Here is a 15,680-nt window from a genome sequence, read left to right as displayed (position 1 = left end):
GTCTTTAGGGCTGAGAGGGAAACGGGTCGGCGGTTTGAACCGCCGTGAATTTTTCCATTACACGAGGATTGCTAGATGGGAGTGTACTTTTGTAATGTACTTTCAGTGGGACAATTACCACTTCCAACCTCGCAACCCGCGATCGCATAATGTTCGCTCCATAAGGAGCCTCTATGAGAGGGGTAATGTTAGCTTGCGCCTTAGTTAAGGGCCGATACTATATTTAGGACACTGATTTAACCCAATAAGTCTATTTAATCCTAAATTTCGCTTGGCAAGGAACTAGCTTCGCACTCCCTGGTAGGTCTTTAACTCTTACCGTTAACGTAGTACGCAGCTACACATCTGGTCAACTATCGTTTAAGTCTGAGGCTGAAAGCCCAGTATCTTTAGACATGGGTTGTTGACAGTGATTTGGATGCCGTAGTTATTAACTGACGCCAGTTAGGGACTGTTTTAAAATATTTTAAGATTTTATGCTGAAACGGGACTCACAAAATGCCGTGTTTTTTTAATGGCCTTTCTCTAACAAACTAAATGTCAGCAAATTCTGATTTTCTGCTTGCTGTCGGATTAGGGTTGCTGCTGTTTGAGAGTCTACTGCCTTTGAGAAAAAGAATCCCTGGGCGTACTCACATTTTAACCCTTTGAGTATAGATAGTTGCGAGGCTTCTTCGACTCCTTCGGCTACTACATCCATGCCTAAATTGTGGGACAAAGTAACGATCGACCGCACAATTTCGGTCGGGTCAATCCCTCCTTTACTGAAATCGAACTCCCCTCCCATCCTGCTAACAAAAGAGCGGTCTATTTTTAAGGTATTGGTGGGGAAGCGGTGCAGGTAGGAAAGCGATGAATAGCCGGTACCGAAGTCGTCAATACACAAGTGTATGTTTCGGGTTCTGAGCTGTACCAGCATTGCTGTTACTGATTCGGAATTTTCTATGAGTACGCTTTCGGTAATTTCTAGTTTTAAACTGCTGCCGTCGAGGTGAGTTTCTGCGAGAACTTGATCGATGTATTCGATTAAATCTGGCTGAGAAAACTGTTTGACAGAAATGTTGACGCTAACGCTTAAGGGGGGATTGCTGGGAAATAGCTGCTGCCACTGGCGGATTTGGTGGCAAGCTGTGCGGAGTACCCAGCGGCCCAGGGGTACGATCAAGCCGGTTTCTTCGGCGATGGTGATGAATTCACCGGGGGAAACTAAGCCGCGTTCTGGATGCTGCCAGCGCACTAGGGCCTCAAAACTGGTAATTGTGTTACTGGCGATCGACACGATCGGCTGGTAGTGAATAATAAACTGGGGCGCTGCGGATAAGGGAGGTAAGGCTGATTCGGGGGATGAGGGAAAGTCTTCTTCTCTGACCGACTCTCTAATTGATTCGATCGCCCGCCGTAGGTCGTTTTCTAGCTGCAACAGGCGCAAAGCGTGGGCGTGCATGGAACTGTTGAAAACTTCGTGTCGGGCTCTGCCAAGTTCTTTGGCGCGGTACATTGCTGTGTCGGCGTCGCGCAGCAGGGTTGTCGGTTCCAGGTATTCGCCAGAACTCAAAGCTATGCCGATGCTGGCGGTGATAAATACTTCGTGTCCGTCTAGAAGGAGAGGGGAGGTGATTTTCTTTTGCAGGCGGTTGACAATGGTGGTAGCTTCATTGATGCCCTCGATGTCTTCTAGCAACAGCACAAACTCGTCACCTCCGAGGCGGGCCACTGTATCTCCGACCCTCAGACAAGCTTCCAGACGCCGCGCGATCGAGACTAGCAGTTGATCGCCGATGGCGTGGCCGAGGGAATCGTTGACTACTTTAAATCTATCTAAATCGAGAAACAGTACGGCAAACAAGTAGTCTTTGCGCCGTTTTGCCAGCCTCAGAGCGTGTTCCAGCCGATCGGTAAATAGCGATCGGTTCGGCAATCCGGTGAGGGCGTCGTGAAAAGCATCGTGCAGCAGTTGTTCTTCGGCGAGTTTGCGCTGAGTGATGTCGTGACAGTTAATCACGATTCCCTCGACTGCGGGATCATACAGCAAGTTGGTGGCTACAGCTTCTACATAACACCAGGAACCGTTGCGGTGGCGGACTCGGTACTCAACTGGGCACTGGCTTCTTTTGGGGTTTTTAATGGCTTTGTGGAGGGTTTCGGTGATCGTGGCGCAGTCGTCGGGGTGAACTATTTCTAAGGCGCTGCGCCCGATCGCCTGGTGGGGCGCGTATCCTAAAATTCGCTTGACGGAAGGGCTGATGTAGCGGAAGATTCCTTCGGCGTCGAGAATGATCGTGATGTCTGTGGCGTTTTCAATCAGCGAGCGAAATCGCTGTTCGCTTTGGCGCAGGGCTGATTCTGCTTGTTTGCGATCGCTGATGTCGAGGGCTACTCCGTCTATAATTACGTCGCCGTTTTCGTTTTTGGAAAATTTAGCGCTGTCTTGCACCCACTTGATCTCCCCAGATCTCAGAACGATGCGGTACTGGCGATCGCACGGCAAAAGACTCGCTCTCGATGCTGCTACGTGGCTGTCAGACGAGCTTTTGTCCTCTGGATGGATGATTTCGGTCAAGAGTTCTGGGTGCGAAATCACTTCTTCGGCCCCGAACCCAGTAACTTCGCGCACGCCCGGACTGATGTAGGGCAGGGACATTGTGCCATCTGGATGCAGCACGGTGCGGTAGACTGAGCCGGGAATATTGGCTGCCATTGTGGCTAGCTGCTGCTGGATGCCGCAGACTGCTGCTTCGGCGCGCTTGCGTTCTGCAAGCTCGGTTTGGGCTTGTTGGTAGAGTTCGGCTTGGTGGATCGCGATCGCGCACTGATCGGCTATGGCTTTGAGTAGCGACAGTTCTTCGACGCTCCAAGAGCGCGCCCGATCGCACTGATAGAGGCTAATTCCTCCCAAAAATGACTGCTGGTAGAGCAGTGGCGCGATCGCGACGGAGCGAAACCCTACCAACCCTGCTGATTCTTGCAGGGACGGGCACAGTGTCGATAACTCGTCGATAATCAGGGTTTCCCCGGCCGCGAGCCCCGATCTGTAGTGCTCGGCTACTTTGCAATTTACCCCAACAAACCCTTCTCGGTCGGATGCTTTGCTGATGTAGCGAACTCTGATGCCGCCTTCAGCATCTGGCTGCAAGATGGCGCAGGCGCTGATGTCTAGAGCTTCGTGCAGTTGATCTGCGGTGGTTTGCAGCACTTCGTCGAGTACAAGGGTGAAGCGCATGGCTTGGAGGATGCGGTTGATGATCGCTTCTCGCTGAGCTTGCCGCTGAATTTGGGCGATCGCTTCTTGTTGCTGGCGCCGCATTTTGTATTCTTGGAGCGATCGTTCTAAGACTGTTGGCAACCTAAACAGTCGCCCTTTTAATACGTAATCGGTCATTCCGGCTTTGAGGCACTCAACTGCCGCTTCTTCTCCCAAACTTCCCGTTACTAAAATCAAGGGTATGTCTTGCCCTAATTCCTGCATTAATTTCAACACTTCTAAACCGTTGAAGCCAGGGAGGCGGTAATCTGATAGTACAGCATCGTACTTGTAATTTTCGAGCAGTTTTCTGCACTCTGTTGCTGTTTCGGCAGTGTCGCACTTAAAATTTACCCCCCCCGATTCTAAGGCGAGCACTATTAATTCCATATCTTCTGCCATGTCTTCGATAATCAACAAGTTTAATGTTGATTCCGCAACCATTTTTAGTAGATAGTTGGTCTGATTTATATCTAACATAATGTATTTGGGAGGTTTTCAATTGGTTATTCGTGTTTTTGCTAGTAATTTTTTAGACTGAGTTTTGTTGTTAATTTTATCTCTATATTTTTAGTTATTTTTAGCAAAATCAATTATCTACTCTACTCGGCAGACCTTGATTTAGCACCGGCAGTCGAGGGCTGACCGAACCGATTGGGGATCATCCCCATTTTTAAAAGAGCGTTTTTTAGGAGTACGAGCATCTTGGACAGCCTAGCCTAGATCTTTCGCTTCCATCCCTAACAGTGAACACTCCTGTCATACCAAAATTCTGATGCTCTCACCGATTGTGACTTATTTAAGTGTATAAGAGTTTTAAATTTTGAATTTAAAACTCTTATACACTTAACTTACGAATCTATACTACCGTTTGAGATTGTTTGCCCTAGTTTAAAGTAAAACGTGGCTCCTTGACTAGGTAGGCTTTCGGCCCAAACCGTGCCCCCGTGGCGGTGAATAATCCGCTGGACGATCGCCAAACCGATGCCCGTACCTTCAAATTCTCTCTGGGAGTGCAGCCTCTGAAAGGCTCCAAACAGGCGATCGGCATATTCCATTGGAAAACCCACGCCGTTATCCTTGACAAAAATCGTCCCATCCGGTAAACCCTCAATAACTATTGTAGCTGGAGTGCGTCCGCGACTGAACTTGACGGCGTTGCTAATCAAGTTGCTGAACACCTGTTGCAGCAAGGTTGGATCTCCCATTACAGTTGGCAAATCTCCGACGGTAAATTCAACGCTGTGGGGAGTTTGGGCCGGATCTGCGACAGTTGGTGGTTTAGTCAATTTAATCGCATTTTGTACCAAACGGCTCAGATCGATCGGAATTTGCCTCAACTCGGTGCGAGTCACCCGCGACAGGGCGAGCAAACCGTCAATCAACAGGCTCATTTTTTGGCTGCTTTCTTCAATTACTTCCATATAGTGAACTATTTTGCGATCGCTCAAAGCCTCAGTTAATTCTAGCCGCTGCTTCAACGCTTGTACAAAACCTGAAATGTGTCGCAAAGGTGCGCGCAAGTCGTGGGAAACTGAGTAAGAAAAAGATTCTAATTCTTGATTGGCAGCTTCTAATTGCTCTGTGCGTTCTGACAAAGCTTGTTTTGTCTCTACCAACTCAGTGATATCGCGAGCAGTGCCAATTAAAGCATAAACGTCGCCGTTGAGATTTCTCAGCGGAATTTTAAACGTGTCGAAGTAAGCATTGCCACCCGGCCTCACAAATTTTTCCTGGTAGTGCAGAGTTTTGCCCGATTCAAATACGTGCAAATTTTCCTGCCTAAATCGTTCTGTGAGTTCGCTGGGATAGCACTCAAAAATAGTTTTGCCCTGCATCTGCTGCCTGCTGTAGAAGCCGGAAAATTCTGCAAGGGGATGGTTGACAAAAGACAAGCGCATATTGTCCCGTTCTACAACATAAATGTAGTCCGGCAAAGCATCAAAAAAAGTCTCTAATTCTGCGGTACGCTGGGCAACTTGAGCTTCTAAAGTTTCGTTGAGTTCTTTAAGTTCAGATTCTACTCGTTTGCGTTCGGTGATATCTTGACCTATGCCGATACACCTGCCGTCGGAAAGACGAACATTTGCCCAAGAAGTGTCGATAATTCGCCCGTCTCTAACTTGTGTTTTGAAGTCGCTCCAGTTCTGATTTGCTGCTTGAATTTCATCCAAAACGTATTGACGGTATTCTGGCTGCGGATAAAATTCCGCCAAGATATCGCGGTCTTGGGTTTCCGCCAAACTCCAGCCGAGCACTTGTTCCCAGTGGCGGTTTACCCAGTTTACTTCACCGCTGCTTCCCAAGAATGCGAGCATGACCGGCACGTTGTCGAATATAGTTTGCAGCAGTTCTTTTTGCTGTTTTAATGATTCTTCGGCTTGTTTGCGATCGCTGATGTCGAGTACAGAACCGATAAATTGTACAATTTGTCCGTCTGGGGTTCTTTTAAAAATTTTAGAGCGATCGTGCACCCAGCGCCATTCCCCATTTTTGTGTTTTATTCTGTAGTCTATGTCATGCGTTTCATGGGTATTGCTGCTGTGTTTGAGCCGCTCCCTACCTGTAATTAGCTCTAACAAATCATCGGGATGAACCAACTTAGCCACAGCGTCTGTACCCAAATCTTGCAATTCTTGGGGAGTGTAACCCAGCATGGCTGTGACCGATTCATTTGCATAAATATTTTTGTTTTCTACTGCATCGTAAATGTAGAGAAAGTTAGGTATAGTTGTAACAATACTCTCTAAAAGTTGCTGATGTTTTTGCAGTTCCAATTCTGCCTGCTTGCGATCGCTTAAATCCAGCACAAAACTGACGCCTAACTGCTGCGTTCGTTCTAAAAATGTGCTGCCGAGCATCACCGGAGCGCGGCTCCCATCGGAGCGCATAAATTCTTTTTCAAAGGGAATAACGGTATTTCTAGCCCTCAGTTCGGCAACTTTTTCTGTGTCTAAACGCACGTATTCTGGCGGTGTCATTTCTTGCCAGTTAATTCTTCCGGCAAGCAAATCGTCCCGCGTATATTTTACCGTGTTTAAAAAAGCGGCGTTGGCATCTATAATGGGACCATTAATGTCCCAAAAAATTAGACCGATCATGTTAGAATCAACTATTGTTCTAAATTTAAATTCGCTTTGTCGTAACTGGGATTCCACTTGTTTTAGTTCAGTAATGTCCCGGGCTATGGATAAAACTGTTTCTACTGAATTGTCTTCAGTAAACTCGGGAATAACTCGACAGTGGTAATGTTTTATGCCCTCGGGAGTGGGAAACTCAAATTCTATGGTTTCTTGTTTTCCGGTGCCAAAAACTTTCAAAAAAGTGTCCTCCCACAGGTCGCACAAGTGTGGTGGCATTCCTGATTCTCTGTTGCTCTTGCCAATTAATTCGGCGGGGGTTTTTCCGGTTGCTAATTCTACTGCGTGGTTGATGTAAAGGTGGCGGAATTCTCTATCAAACCTGGCAATGATATCGGTCGCATTTTCCGCTAGGGTGCTGAAAGCTTGTTCGCGCCGGTGCAGTTCTTCTTGAATGCGGTGGCAATCGGTTATGTCTCTGCCAAAAGAAAGAATAGAAACTACTCTTCCCGATTCATCGAGGAGTGCAGAATTGTACCATTCGCAGTAAATTACCGAGCCATCTTTGGTATAGTTGCGGTTGCGGCAAATGTTGCGGGTTTCTCTGCTGTGTAACAGTTGATTTGTGACGCCGCACACTTGCTGGAAGTCTTCTTGATGAACTATTGACCATTCGTGCCAGTATTTGCCGATTACTTCTGCTGCACTCCAGCCAAATAGTTGTTCTGCCATTGGCGACCACCGCATTACCCGAAATTCGCTGTCCCACTCTACAACTGCCAGGGGCGAGTTTTCTAGATGAAATTCCCGCCGCGAGTTGGCTTTTTTTATTTGAGTTTGAAGTTGCTGCCGAAGTTGCTTCGCGCCGGCCAAGCGATCGCTAATTTCCTGTGTGTTTGCTGAGCCGGCGTTGGCAATGTGAGCAATGGTTTCTGCTGTTTGTTTTTCGAGTTCGTTCCAAGCGAGTTCGAGGGCTGATTCCGCCTGCTCTAGCTCAGTGATGCTGTTCTGAAACAGTGTGGCACTTTCTACTGGAATTTCAGGCATAGTTTTTACACTTAGGCAAGTGTTACTTTTAGAATTCAAAATTAAAGCTTAAAAATTAAAAATATGTAATTTCCTGTTAAATTATACATTTTTAATTTTTAGTCTGTCTGTGCGTGGAGCCGATCGTTGGAGGCGGCGGGCGTTATTAAATACTGCCAGTAAAAGGATTTGGGGTGTACATTGATCAGCAATTGTGGTGGATGGATCTAAAACTCTCCTGGGTAAGGGAAGGGTGCGGGCAGGAGCAGGCGCTAAGTATATTTTTGCACAGAGTTGTTGTTTGGGGGCGCTCAAAAGGAGATCTGCGTGGCTGCGGGCTTGGGTCGATCGCGAATCTGTAGCAGGGCGTTGCCTATGCAGATCCCCATTTGTCTCAACTAAACACGCTTTATCCAAGTCCGGCAGGGGTTTAAACCTGCTGAACTCAGGGTTTGACGCGCTTGTAGACACCAATGAAACCGCCCCTACCTACAAATACTCTCCAATCACTTTGGTCAATAAAAAGCTAAAATAAAATCTAAAGTTATTCAGTCTTTTAAATCGCTTATGACTGCTGCTGCACCCTCTTCGATAAAAAACCGAACTCAGTACGAAGCCATTATCGGTCTCGAAACTCATTGTCAATTGAGTACGAATACTAAAATTTTCTCCAGTTCTTCTACAGAATTTGGCAATGCTCCAAATACTAACATTGACCCAATTTGTATGGGAATGCCTGGAGTGTTGCCAGTATTAAATCAAAAAGTTCTGGAGTATGCGGTGAAAGCAGGGCTGGCTCTCAACTGCGAAATCGCACCTTACAGTAAGTTTGACCGCAAGCAATATTTCTATCCCGATTTGCCGAAAAATTATCAAATTTCTCAGTTCGATTTGCCGATCGCTACTAACGGTTGGCTAGAAATTGAACTGGTGGACGAGAAGGGAAATTCTACTAGAAAAAAAATCGGGATCACTCGCTTGCACATGGAGGAAGATGCCGGAAAATTGGTTCACGGCGGCAGCGATCGGCTGAGCGGTTCAACTTATTCAATGGTGGATTACAACCGCGCCGGTGTGCCTCTAATCGAAATTGTTTCGGAACCGGATTTGCGATCGGGCGCGGAAGCTGCCGAATACGGTCAAGAATTGCGCCGGATCGTGCGCTACATCGGTGTTGGCGACGGGAATATGCAGGAAGGTTCGCTCCGGTGCGACGTGAATATTTCGGTGCGCCCCGTGGGCAGAAAAGAGTTCGGCACGAAGGTGGAAATTAAAAATATGAACTCTTTTAATGCGATCGAACGGGCGATCGATTATGAGATCGAGCGGCAAATTCAAGCTGTGGAAAATGGGGAAACCATCGTCCAAGAAACCCGGCTGTGGGATGAAAACAAGCAGTGTACTTTCAGTATGCGGGTTAAGGAAGGCGCCAGCGATTACCGGTATTTCCCGGAACCGGATTTGCCTCCGATCAAAGTTTCGGCCGAGCAATTGCAGGATTGGAAAGCTCAACTGCCGGAATTGCCGGCCCAAAAGCGCAATCGCTACGAAACTGAGCTCGGTCTTTCTCCTTACGACGCGCGGGTGTTGACTGACGACAAAGCGGTGGCGGAGTATTTTGAACAATCGATCGCCGCCGGTGCTGTGGCTAAACAAGCTGCGAATTGGGTGATGGGCGATATTACTGCTTATCTGAAAAATGAAAAACTGGCGATCGCAGAAATTCCTTTCCAACCGCAGGATTTAGCCGAACTGCTGGGGCTAATTGATGCCGGTACGATCAGCGGCAAAATCGCTAAGGATATTTTGCCGGAGTTGCTGGCAAACGGTGGTTCGCCTCAGAAGTTCGTTGAGAGTAAGGGTTTGATTCAAATTTCTGATACTGGGGCGATCGATCGAGCGATCGATGCCGTGTTGGCAGCCAATCCCAAGGAGCTCGAACAGTACCGAGCAGGTAAAACTAAACTGCTGGGCTTTTTTGTCGGCAAGGTGATGAAGGAAACGGGCGGCCGGGCCGATCCCAAACTGACCAATGAGCTGCTGGCGGCGAAGCTTAACGGCCCAGCCTAAGCAGTTGTTAAGGGGGTCGTGTAGCGGATACAGCGGCGGGCGATCGGTTTTTCCCGAGCTCGCCGCGCGATCGCCCTTCTCGCGGGATCGTAACTTTATAATTAATCTACATTTCTTTACAACATCTTCACGTTTGGGGGTGACACCCCTCATCCCGACCGTGTTATATTGTGTTATGTAGATGCACCCTGATGGCAGAGAGAGTTACTTAGGTAGCTCTCTCTTTTTTTGTCTTTTTTTTTGCACGGACGTGAAAATACGGATGGGGGAGAGGGGGATTAACGATACCGATCCCCGATTACCGATTACCGATTAGCAATTACCGCTTTGAGTCGATTAATATCAATTTTAGTTATTAACTAATTTTGACATTATGAGCGAACAAGCTAGCGAGCTAATCAAGCAGGGGATTTCGCAATATCAGGCGCGTCAATTTGAGGCGGCGCTGAATTCTTGGCAGGAAGCGCTGGCGCTGTATCGCTCAATGGACGATAAGCGGCGATCGGGTGCGGCGCTGGGTAATATGGGCGTAGCTTACGAAGCGCTGGGAAATTATGCTCAGGCGATCGAGTGCTACCTGCAGCATTTGGTGTTAGCGCGAGAAATTGGCGATCGTCGGGGCGAGGCTAATGCTTTGGGAAATCTGGGCAATGCTTGCTGTGCTCTGGAGGATTTTCCTGGTGCTATTGCTTACCAGCAACAGCGTTTGGCGATCGCGCGGGACACTGGCGACGGGCGCTCTGAGTTGGAAACTTTGGGCAATTTGGCACTAGCTTACGATGCTAAGGGAGATTTGTTTAGTGCGATCGAATGCTATCACGAGCAGTTGTCGATCGCGCGCGCCAGCAAGGACGATCGCATTGAGCGCCATGCTCTCAAGAATTTGAAGCTTGCTTACAAGTATTTAGCAGATTACGAGAAGGCTAACCAGTACCGACAGCAGCAATTGGCGATCGTCCGGCAACTGTTTTTAACTGATAAAAATAAGAGTTTTGTACAACTTGTAGAAACAGTTGGCTTGAATCCGGTTGAGGATTTTGCTGGGGCTAATTTAAGCGGTTTTGACTTGCACTACGCTGATTTTAACGGTGCGGATTTGCGCGAAACCAACCTCCGAGGCGCAGATTTGACTTTGGCCGATCTCAGCGGTGCTTTGCTGAGCGCTGCTATTTTAATTGATGCTAATTTGTGCAATGCTAATTTGCGGGATGCTGAACTCAGCAGCGCCAATTTGAGTGGTGCTGATTTGCGGACAAAGCTGCCTCGGGCAAATTTGAGCGGTGCAAATTTAATCGGCGCCAATTTGAGCAGTGCTTATTTACCGAATGCGATTTTAGTAAATGCAAATTTGACAAATACTGATTTCAAGAATGCTGATTTAAGCGGTGTTAATTTGAGCGGTGCAAATTTAAACGGTGCTGATTTGAGCCGCGCTGATTTGACAAATACAGTAGTGAAAAATGCCAAGTTTTTTTGTTGTTTGGGAATTTCGGATGCCCTGAAGGTTGAATTGACCGCACGGGGCGGGATTTTTGAGTAGAATTAATTGGAAAGGTTGGTAATTGTAGAGGGTAAGAAAAGCTATGACTGCCGTAACTGCAAAACGATTCTCGATCGCCGAATATCACCGTTTGGGAGAACTGGGATTTTTCGCCCCCGATGAGCGAGTTGAATTGATTCGCGGAGAAATTATCATTATGGCTGCTAAAGGTAGGCTGCACTCTTTTTGTAACAGTCTTTTAGTTCAGGAGTTAATCATTTTACTGGCAAGACGCGCTCTTGTGCGCGCGCAAGAGCCAATTATTTTGTCTGATGATAGCGAACCAGAGCCTGATGTTGTGATTGCCCGCAATCGAGCCGATCGTTATTTCTCTTCTCACCCGCAGCCTGCTGATATCTTGTTGGTAATTGAGGTTTCCGATTCTACGTTGAAGTACGATCGCACAACCAAGCTGTCTCTCTATGCTGAGACTGGGATTTCTAATTATTGGATATTTAATTTGGTTGATAATCAACTGGAAATGCACAGCGAACCTTATCAGAAGCAAAACGGAAGTTATAGTTATCAATTGCAACGAGTGGTTTTGCCAAATCAGACGGTGGTAATTCCGGGTTTTACCGAGTTATCTCTGGATTTGTATTCGGTATTTCCCGCCTAGGCTTCCTTCGATGATATAATGTAAAAGTGCGATGGCTACGCCCCGGCTTGCGCCTACGAACTCTTCACGAAAATAGCCCTATGACAGCTAAAACTCTCGCTCCACCCGAACAAATTGTCGAGCTATCGGGTATCAGTTGGCAAACCTACGAAACTTTGCTTGCCGAAATCGGCGATCGGCAAATTCGACTGACATATAATCGCGACAATCTTGAAATTAGGCTACCTTCTCCCGAACACGAACGCTTCAAAATAATAATGGGTCGATTTGTTCAAACCTTAGCGGAAGAATTAGAGGTGAAAATTGAGCCTCTTGGTTCTACGACATTCAAACGTCCTGAACTTAGCGGTGCAGAACCAGATAAATGTTTTTACATTCAGAATATTAGTGCAGTTAAAGGCAAAAAAAGAATCGATCTGACTCAAGATCCGCCGCCGGATTTAGTGGTGGAAATTGATATTACCAGGCGTTCGGAAAATAGCTTGCAGGTTTATGCGGATCTGGGAGTGCCGGAAGTTTGGATTTATAATGGACGGCGGCTCAGAATCAACAGATTTGAAAATGGAGAATACGTTGAGGGCGAGATCAGTTTAGCATTTCCGAGATTACCGATATTAGAGATTGTTAGATTTTTGGAACAAGCAGAAACAATGGAGTATTTGGAATTAGTGAAAGCATTTCGGAATTGGGTAAAAAGCCAAATTCAGCAAAACCAATGAGTTGCGGATCGAATTAAACAAAATTTACAATTTTGTCCACAAAAAAAGCTGTATTGTGATAAAATAGAAATAATAAACTAATTTAAATATCAATTACAGGCTGGTAGTGCCAGCAATTCTACCCGATATGCGATCGCTAGAGTCTCACAACAAATACCCAGATTGCTTGTGGATGCAATTAGAAGCAATTCCAGTTCCATCGGTTGCAGACCAAACCCAGCAGCTCGACATTCACTTGAGTCTGAATTTTAACGAGCATTGGGAACCGCTGCTCGGCGGTCGCGTCAAATTTGGTCTGCAAGGCGGGACGCTCAAACTCTATCTAGAAAACTGCGAAATACCCGTAGCATCGCGTCAGTTAGTCGGTTCTTTCCAGCTTTTGCCAATAGAAGAAACCCTGCCCATTCAAAACAGTGCAGAAATTTTAGTGACGGAAAGTCAGCGGGGAGTTCAGGGCGGCGAGAAGGCGGAAAAGATCAAGGAAACAGAGAGTATAGGGTGTCACGTTTCCACAATAAGGAATGATACAACGCCAGCTTGGGTTTTTGCAGTTGAACAGCGCAAATCCGTATTAAAAGGTTTGCTAAAAAGTGCTAAGCTGGGCGAATTAGCTGGCAAAGAATTTCGGATGGCAGCGGCTTTTGAAGTTGCTAAAGAAGATATTAATCTCACAGATGCGGAGGGTTTGTGGCCGCACGATATCACTCCAAATCAACATTCGGTTTTAGAAAGAATCCTGACTATATACCTGCACGCAAATAAACTCCAACCTGCCCTCAGTTGGGCGCTATTGTCCTACAATTTACCTCCGGTTGAACCGCGCGAAGTGAAAATTGTCCCGGAAGCTGAAGCGGAATTGCAGGAAATGGTCGATCGCATTATCTCCGCTGAAACCGACAACTTTGTGGAGTTGGCAAAAATCGCCAATCTCAATCCAGCACTAGATTTCGCGGGTGGTAGCTTGCGCGGAACGACTTTAAGTGCAGTGGATTTTAGCAGCGCAAATCTCGATCGGGTAAATTTCCGGGGTGCAACCTTAAACGATGCCGATTTCAGCGACGCCAGCCTGCAAAATGCCAAATTCGGCGGGGCAGATTTGAGCGGCGCTTTCTTAGGAAATGCTGATTTAAGCGGCGCAGATTTGCACAAAGCAAGTCTAGCTTTAGCTAACCTCAGCGGTGCCAATTTGAGCGGCGCAAACCTGCTGGAAGTGAACTTAACAAATACTAATTTCAGCGGTGCGAATGTCGAGTCAGCCAGATTCGGGAACAATTCAGGAATGGATGAGGAGATGCAGGTGAATCTACAGCAGCGAGGCGCAATTTTTGAAGAGGTTTAGTCGGTAAGTGCGAGATCCCTTTAATTCATCCGCCTCCATTGTGGCACGGGCGTCACGCCTGTGCGATGAAATTTCACCTTAAAACTAGCGCCTCTGAAGAAAGTGGCTTCTTAATCCTTAACTCTCTAACTACATTTATAGAGAGTGATGTACCGTAACTGTTAAGAGGGTAAACAGGCATTTCTTGCCAACACTGACGGCAAAACCAGTATATTTGACTTTGGCGAACGTGACGCAGCAGTTGATTGGTGCAGCAAGGACAGCTTGTCATAAAAACCTCTTCTTTACCGAAAGTGTATTTGTTTCTTGTTCCCAAAGGCTGTAAGCTGGCTTGAAGCAGCAACTCTCTGAATGTAGAGGTAAGAAATAAAGATTTGGTAAAGAATACAAGGTTGTTAAGGAATTGATACAAATCGAAATATTTCGTAATAATAGCAATAACTGAGAGAAATTGTATTCAACAATCCCCAGGTTCCCAGAGAGGGTACTCAGTCTAAATCCCAACCCAACACCTTCGCAATCTCAACGGCAAGCATAGTTGGCTGGAGAGGATTGACGATCGCTGCTGCAAGTTGAGATTTGTGAACCAACTCTGTTGTAAATCGGATCATTTGGCTTTGAGAGTTACCAGCAGAACCGGAATCCCTTGGGTTTCTGGTTGGGTTTTTAGTTGTTTGAGAAATAGCAATCCATCAATTTCGCCGATAGCAACATCCAAAATAATCGCATCTGGCTGAGAGAAACTTGCTTGTCGCAAGCCTTCTCCAGTCGAAGTAGCAACTTCCACCTTCCAACCTACCAAATCAGTCAAGCAAGCCTGGATTACCTCCCCTATATTCTGATTTTTGTGAATTAATAAAAGTATTTTTGTAGTCATACCAATAACTTGCAAACGCTTCATGTTTTATTCAACAAAAGCCTGTCAAATCGTAGCCATGTCTGGGTTTTGGGCGGGGTGGTCACGCCCTAGGGTGAGTTTGGCAAGCCTATCAATAGGGATATTAAGATTGTAAAGTCTTAAGAATCCTGCGTCTGCCATACCGGGAAGTGTCAATCATCCCATCCCAAAATCTCTGCCACTTTTCCCGGCAGGGTAGTGACTTCAAATGGTTTGCGAATTACCCCAGCAACACCCATTTCGGCAAATTGAGCCATATTGCTTGACAAAGCTCTTGCTGTCACCAGAATCACTGGAATCGATCGAGTAATGGGATTGGATTGGAGACGATCGCACACAGCAAACCCATCCATTCCCGGCATTGATACATCCAGCAAAATAGCGTTAGGTCGTTCTGTTTGTAGGATTTGTAAACATTCTTGTCCTGATTCGGCCACCAGGGTGTTCCATCCCGCGAGGTCTTCCAGGCACAACTGTACCAGTTCGCGGAGGTGTTCTTGGTCATCAACTATGAGAATTTGCTTCCCTATCATCTTGTTTTCGGGCAGGAGAGTGCTATCATAATTAACTACTTGCAAAACGTTCATTTTTTTGATTACAAATTATTTTTTTGGTTGCCAATTGGGTCTGAAATACACATCTTTAAGCAACCGCTCAAAGATGTGTATTTGAGAGTTGAATCCGAACTTGGGATGGCGGAACTCTCAATTCTTTAGCAAGCTGAATTGTTAAAGCATCAGGGTGTATTTCAGTTCCATAGATTTCAGGGTGTACGCGGTGGGGCAACGGGATGAGACTTTGAAATCCACTAGGAAGGAAATAACCTTCTACTCCCACAGCTTCGGTAGGTTGACCTTGAATTAAAACAGTTTCTGGAGTGATTTGAAGATTCAAATTGACAAGATGAATGTCAGAAACGTGAACTTTAAGGATCAGTGTCGCATCCTTTTCTTGAATGTTAATACCTGCGATCGGTGTTTCCTCTGTATGAGCAATCCAAAGTGTGGATTGCTGACAACCAGTGGGCAAACCGGAAAATGAACCTGCGAGATCCTGATTTATATCATTCAAAGCCTGAAAAGCATTCATTGAGTCTCCTCCTAATGCAAAGAACTTTTAGCTGCATAACAGGAGACTAAATAACAACG

General features: G+C 46.5%; 11 protein-coding genes. 5 read left to right on the top strand and 6 right to left on the bottom strand.

Going from position 1 to position 15,680, the window contains the following annotated elements; all coding sequences use genetic code 11:
* Positions 1 to 511: 511 nt before the first annotated feature.
* The gene (locus QUB25_RS00825) at positions 512 to 3,721 is read right to left on the bottom strand and encodes an EAL domain-containing protein (protein WP_333181581.1); all 3,210 of its coding nucleotides are present in this window, start codon (positions 3,719 to 3,721) and stop codon (positions 512 to 514) included.
* 371 nt (positions 3,722 to 4,092) lie between these two features.
* Positions 4,093 to 7,368, bottom strand: coding sequence for a PAS domain S-box protein (locus QUB25_RS00820; RefSeq protein ID WP_333181578.1), 3,276 nt, complete (start codon positions 7,366 to 7,368; stop codon positions 4,093 to 4,095).
* Between the two features lie 546 nt (positions 7,369 to 7,914).
* Between QUB25_RS00820 and gatB the strand changes: the two genes are divergently transcribed.
* The 5 genes from gatB to QUB25_RS00795 all read left to right on the top strand — a co-directional run bounded on the left by gatB (position 7,915) and on the right by QUB25_RS00795 (position 13,634).
* Positions 7,915 to 9,417: an Asp-tRNA(Asn)/Glu-tRNA(Gln) amidotransferase subunit GatB gene (gatB, locus tag QUB25_RS00815; protein ID WP_333181576.1), complete on the top strand. Its 1,503-nt coding sequence runs from the start codon at positions 7,915 to 7,917 to the stop codon at positions 9,415 to 9,417.
* A 373-nt stretch (positions 9,418 to 9,790) separates the two neighbouring features.
* The gene (locus QUB25_RS00810) at positions 9,791 to 10,957 is read left to right on the top strand and encodes a pentapeptide repeat-containing protein (RefSeq protein WP_333181574.1); all 1,167 of its coding nucleotides are present in this window, start codon (positions 9,791 to 9,793) and stop codon (positions 10,955 to 10,957) included.
* Positions 10,958 to 11,000: 43 nt separating this feature from the next.
* Positions 11,001 to 11,576: a Uma2 family endonuclease gene (locus QUB25_RS00805; RefSeq protein ID WP_333181572.1), complete on the top strand. Its 576-nt coding sequence runs from the start codon at positions 11,001 to 11,003 to the stop codon at positions 11,574 to 11,576.
* Positions 11,577 to 11,656: 80 nt separating this feature from the next.
* A complete protein-coding gene (locus tag QUB25_RS00800; RefSeq protein WP_333181570.1) occupies positions 11,657 to 12,295 on the top strand; it encodes a Uma2 family endonuclease in 639 nt (212 codons plus the stop codon).
* A 106-nt stretch (positions 12,296 to 12,401) separates the two neighbouring features.
* Positions 12,402 to 13,634: a pentapeptide repeat-containing protein gene (locus QUB25_RS00795; RefSeq protein WP_333181569.1), complete on the top strand. Its 1,233-nt coding sequence runs from the start codon at positions 12,402 to 12,404 to the stop codon at positions 13,632 to 13,634.
* Between the two features lie 488 nt (positions 13,635 to 14,122).
* Here the strand turns inward: QUB25_RS00795 and QUB25_RS00790 are convergent, their stop codons facing one another.
* From QUB25_RS00790 to QUB25_RS00775, 4 genes are all read right to left on the bottom strand, one after another.
* Positions 14,123 to 14,245 (bottom strand): hypothetical protein, encoded by a 123-nt coding sequence (locus tag QUB25_RS00790; RefSeq protein ID WP_333181567.1) that lies wholly within the window; start codon positions 14,243 to 14,245, stop codon positions 14,123 to 14,125.
* Positions 14,242 to 14,511 (bottom strand): response regulator, encoded by a 270-nt coding sequence (locus tag QUB25_RS00785; RefSeq protein ID WP_333181565.1) that lies wholly within the window; start codon positions 14,509 to 14,511, stop codon positions 14,242 to 14,244. Before QUB25_RS00785 ends, QUB25_RS00790 begins: the two co-directional genes overlap by 4 nt.
* A 173-nt stretch (positions 14,512 to 14,684) precedes the next feature.
* Positions 14,685 to 15,065, bottom strand: a complete 381-nt coding sequence (locus QUB25_RS00780) for a response regulator (RefSeq protein WP_333181805.1) — start codon at positions 15,063 to 15,065, stop codon at positions 14,685 to 14,687.
* A gap of 121 nt (positions 15,066 to 15,186) precedes the next feature.
* On the bottom strand, positions 15,187 to 15,621 hold the full coding sequence (locus QUB25_RS00775) for a hypothetical protein (protein WP_333181563.1): 435 nt from the start codon (positions 15,619 to 15,621) through the stop codon (positions 15,187 to 15,189).
* Positions 15,622 to 15,680 lie beyond the last annotated feature (59 nt).

Source organism: Microcoleus sp. B3-D7, from assembly GCF_036705305.1.
Lineage (GTDB): Bacteria > Cyanobacteriota > Cyanobacteriia > Cyanobacteriales > Microcoleaceae > Microcoleus.
This window is presented reverse-complemented; position numbering and strand designations above follow the sequence as displayed.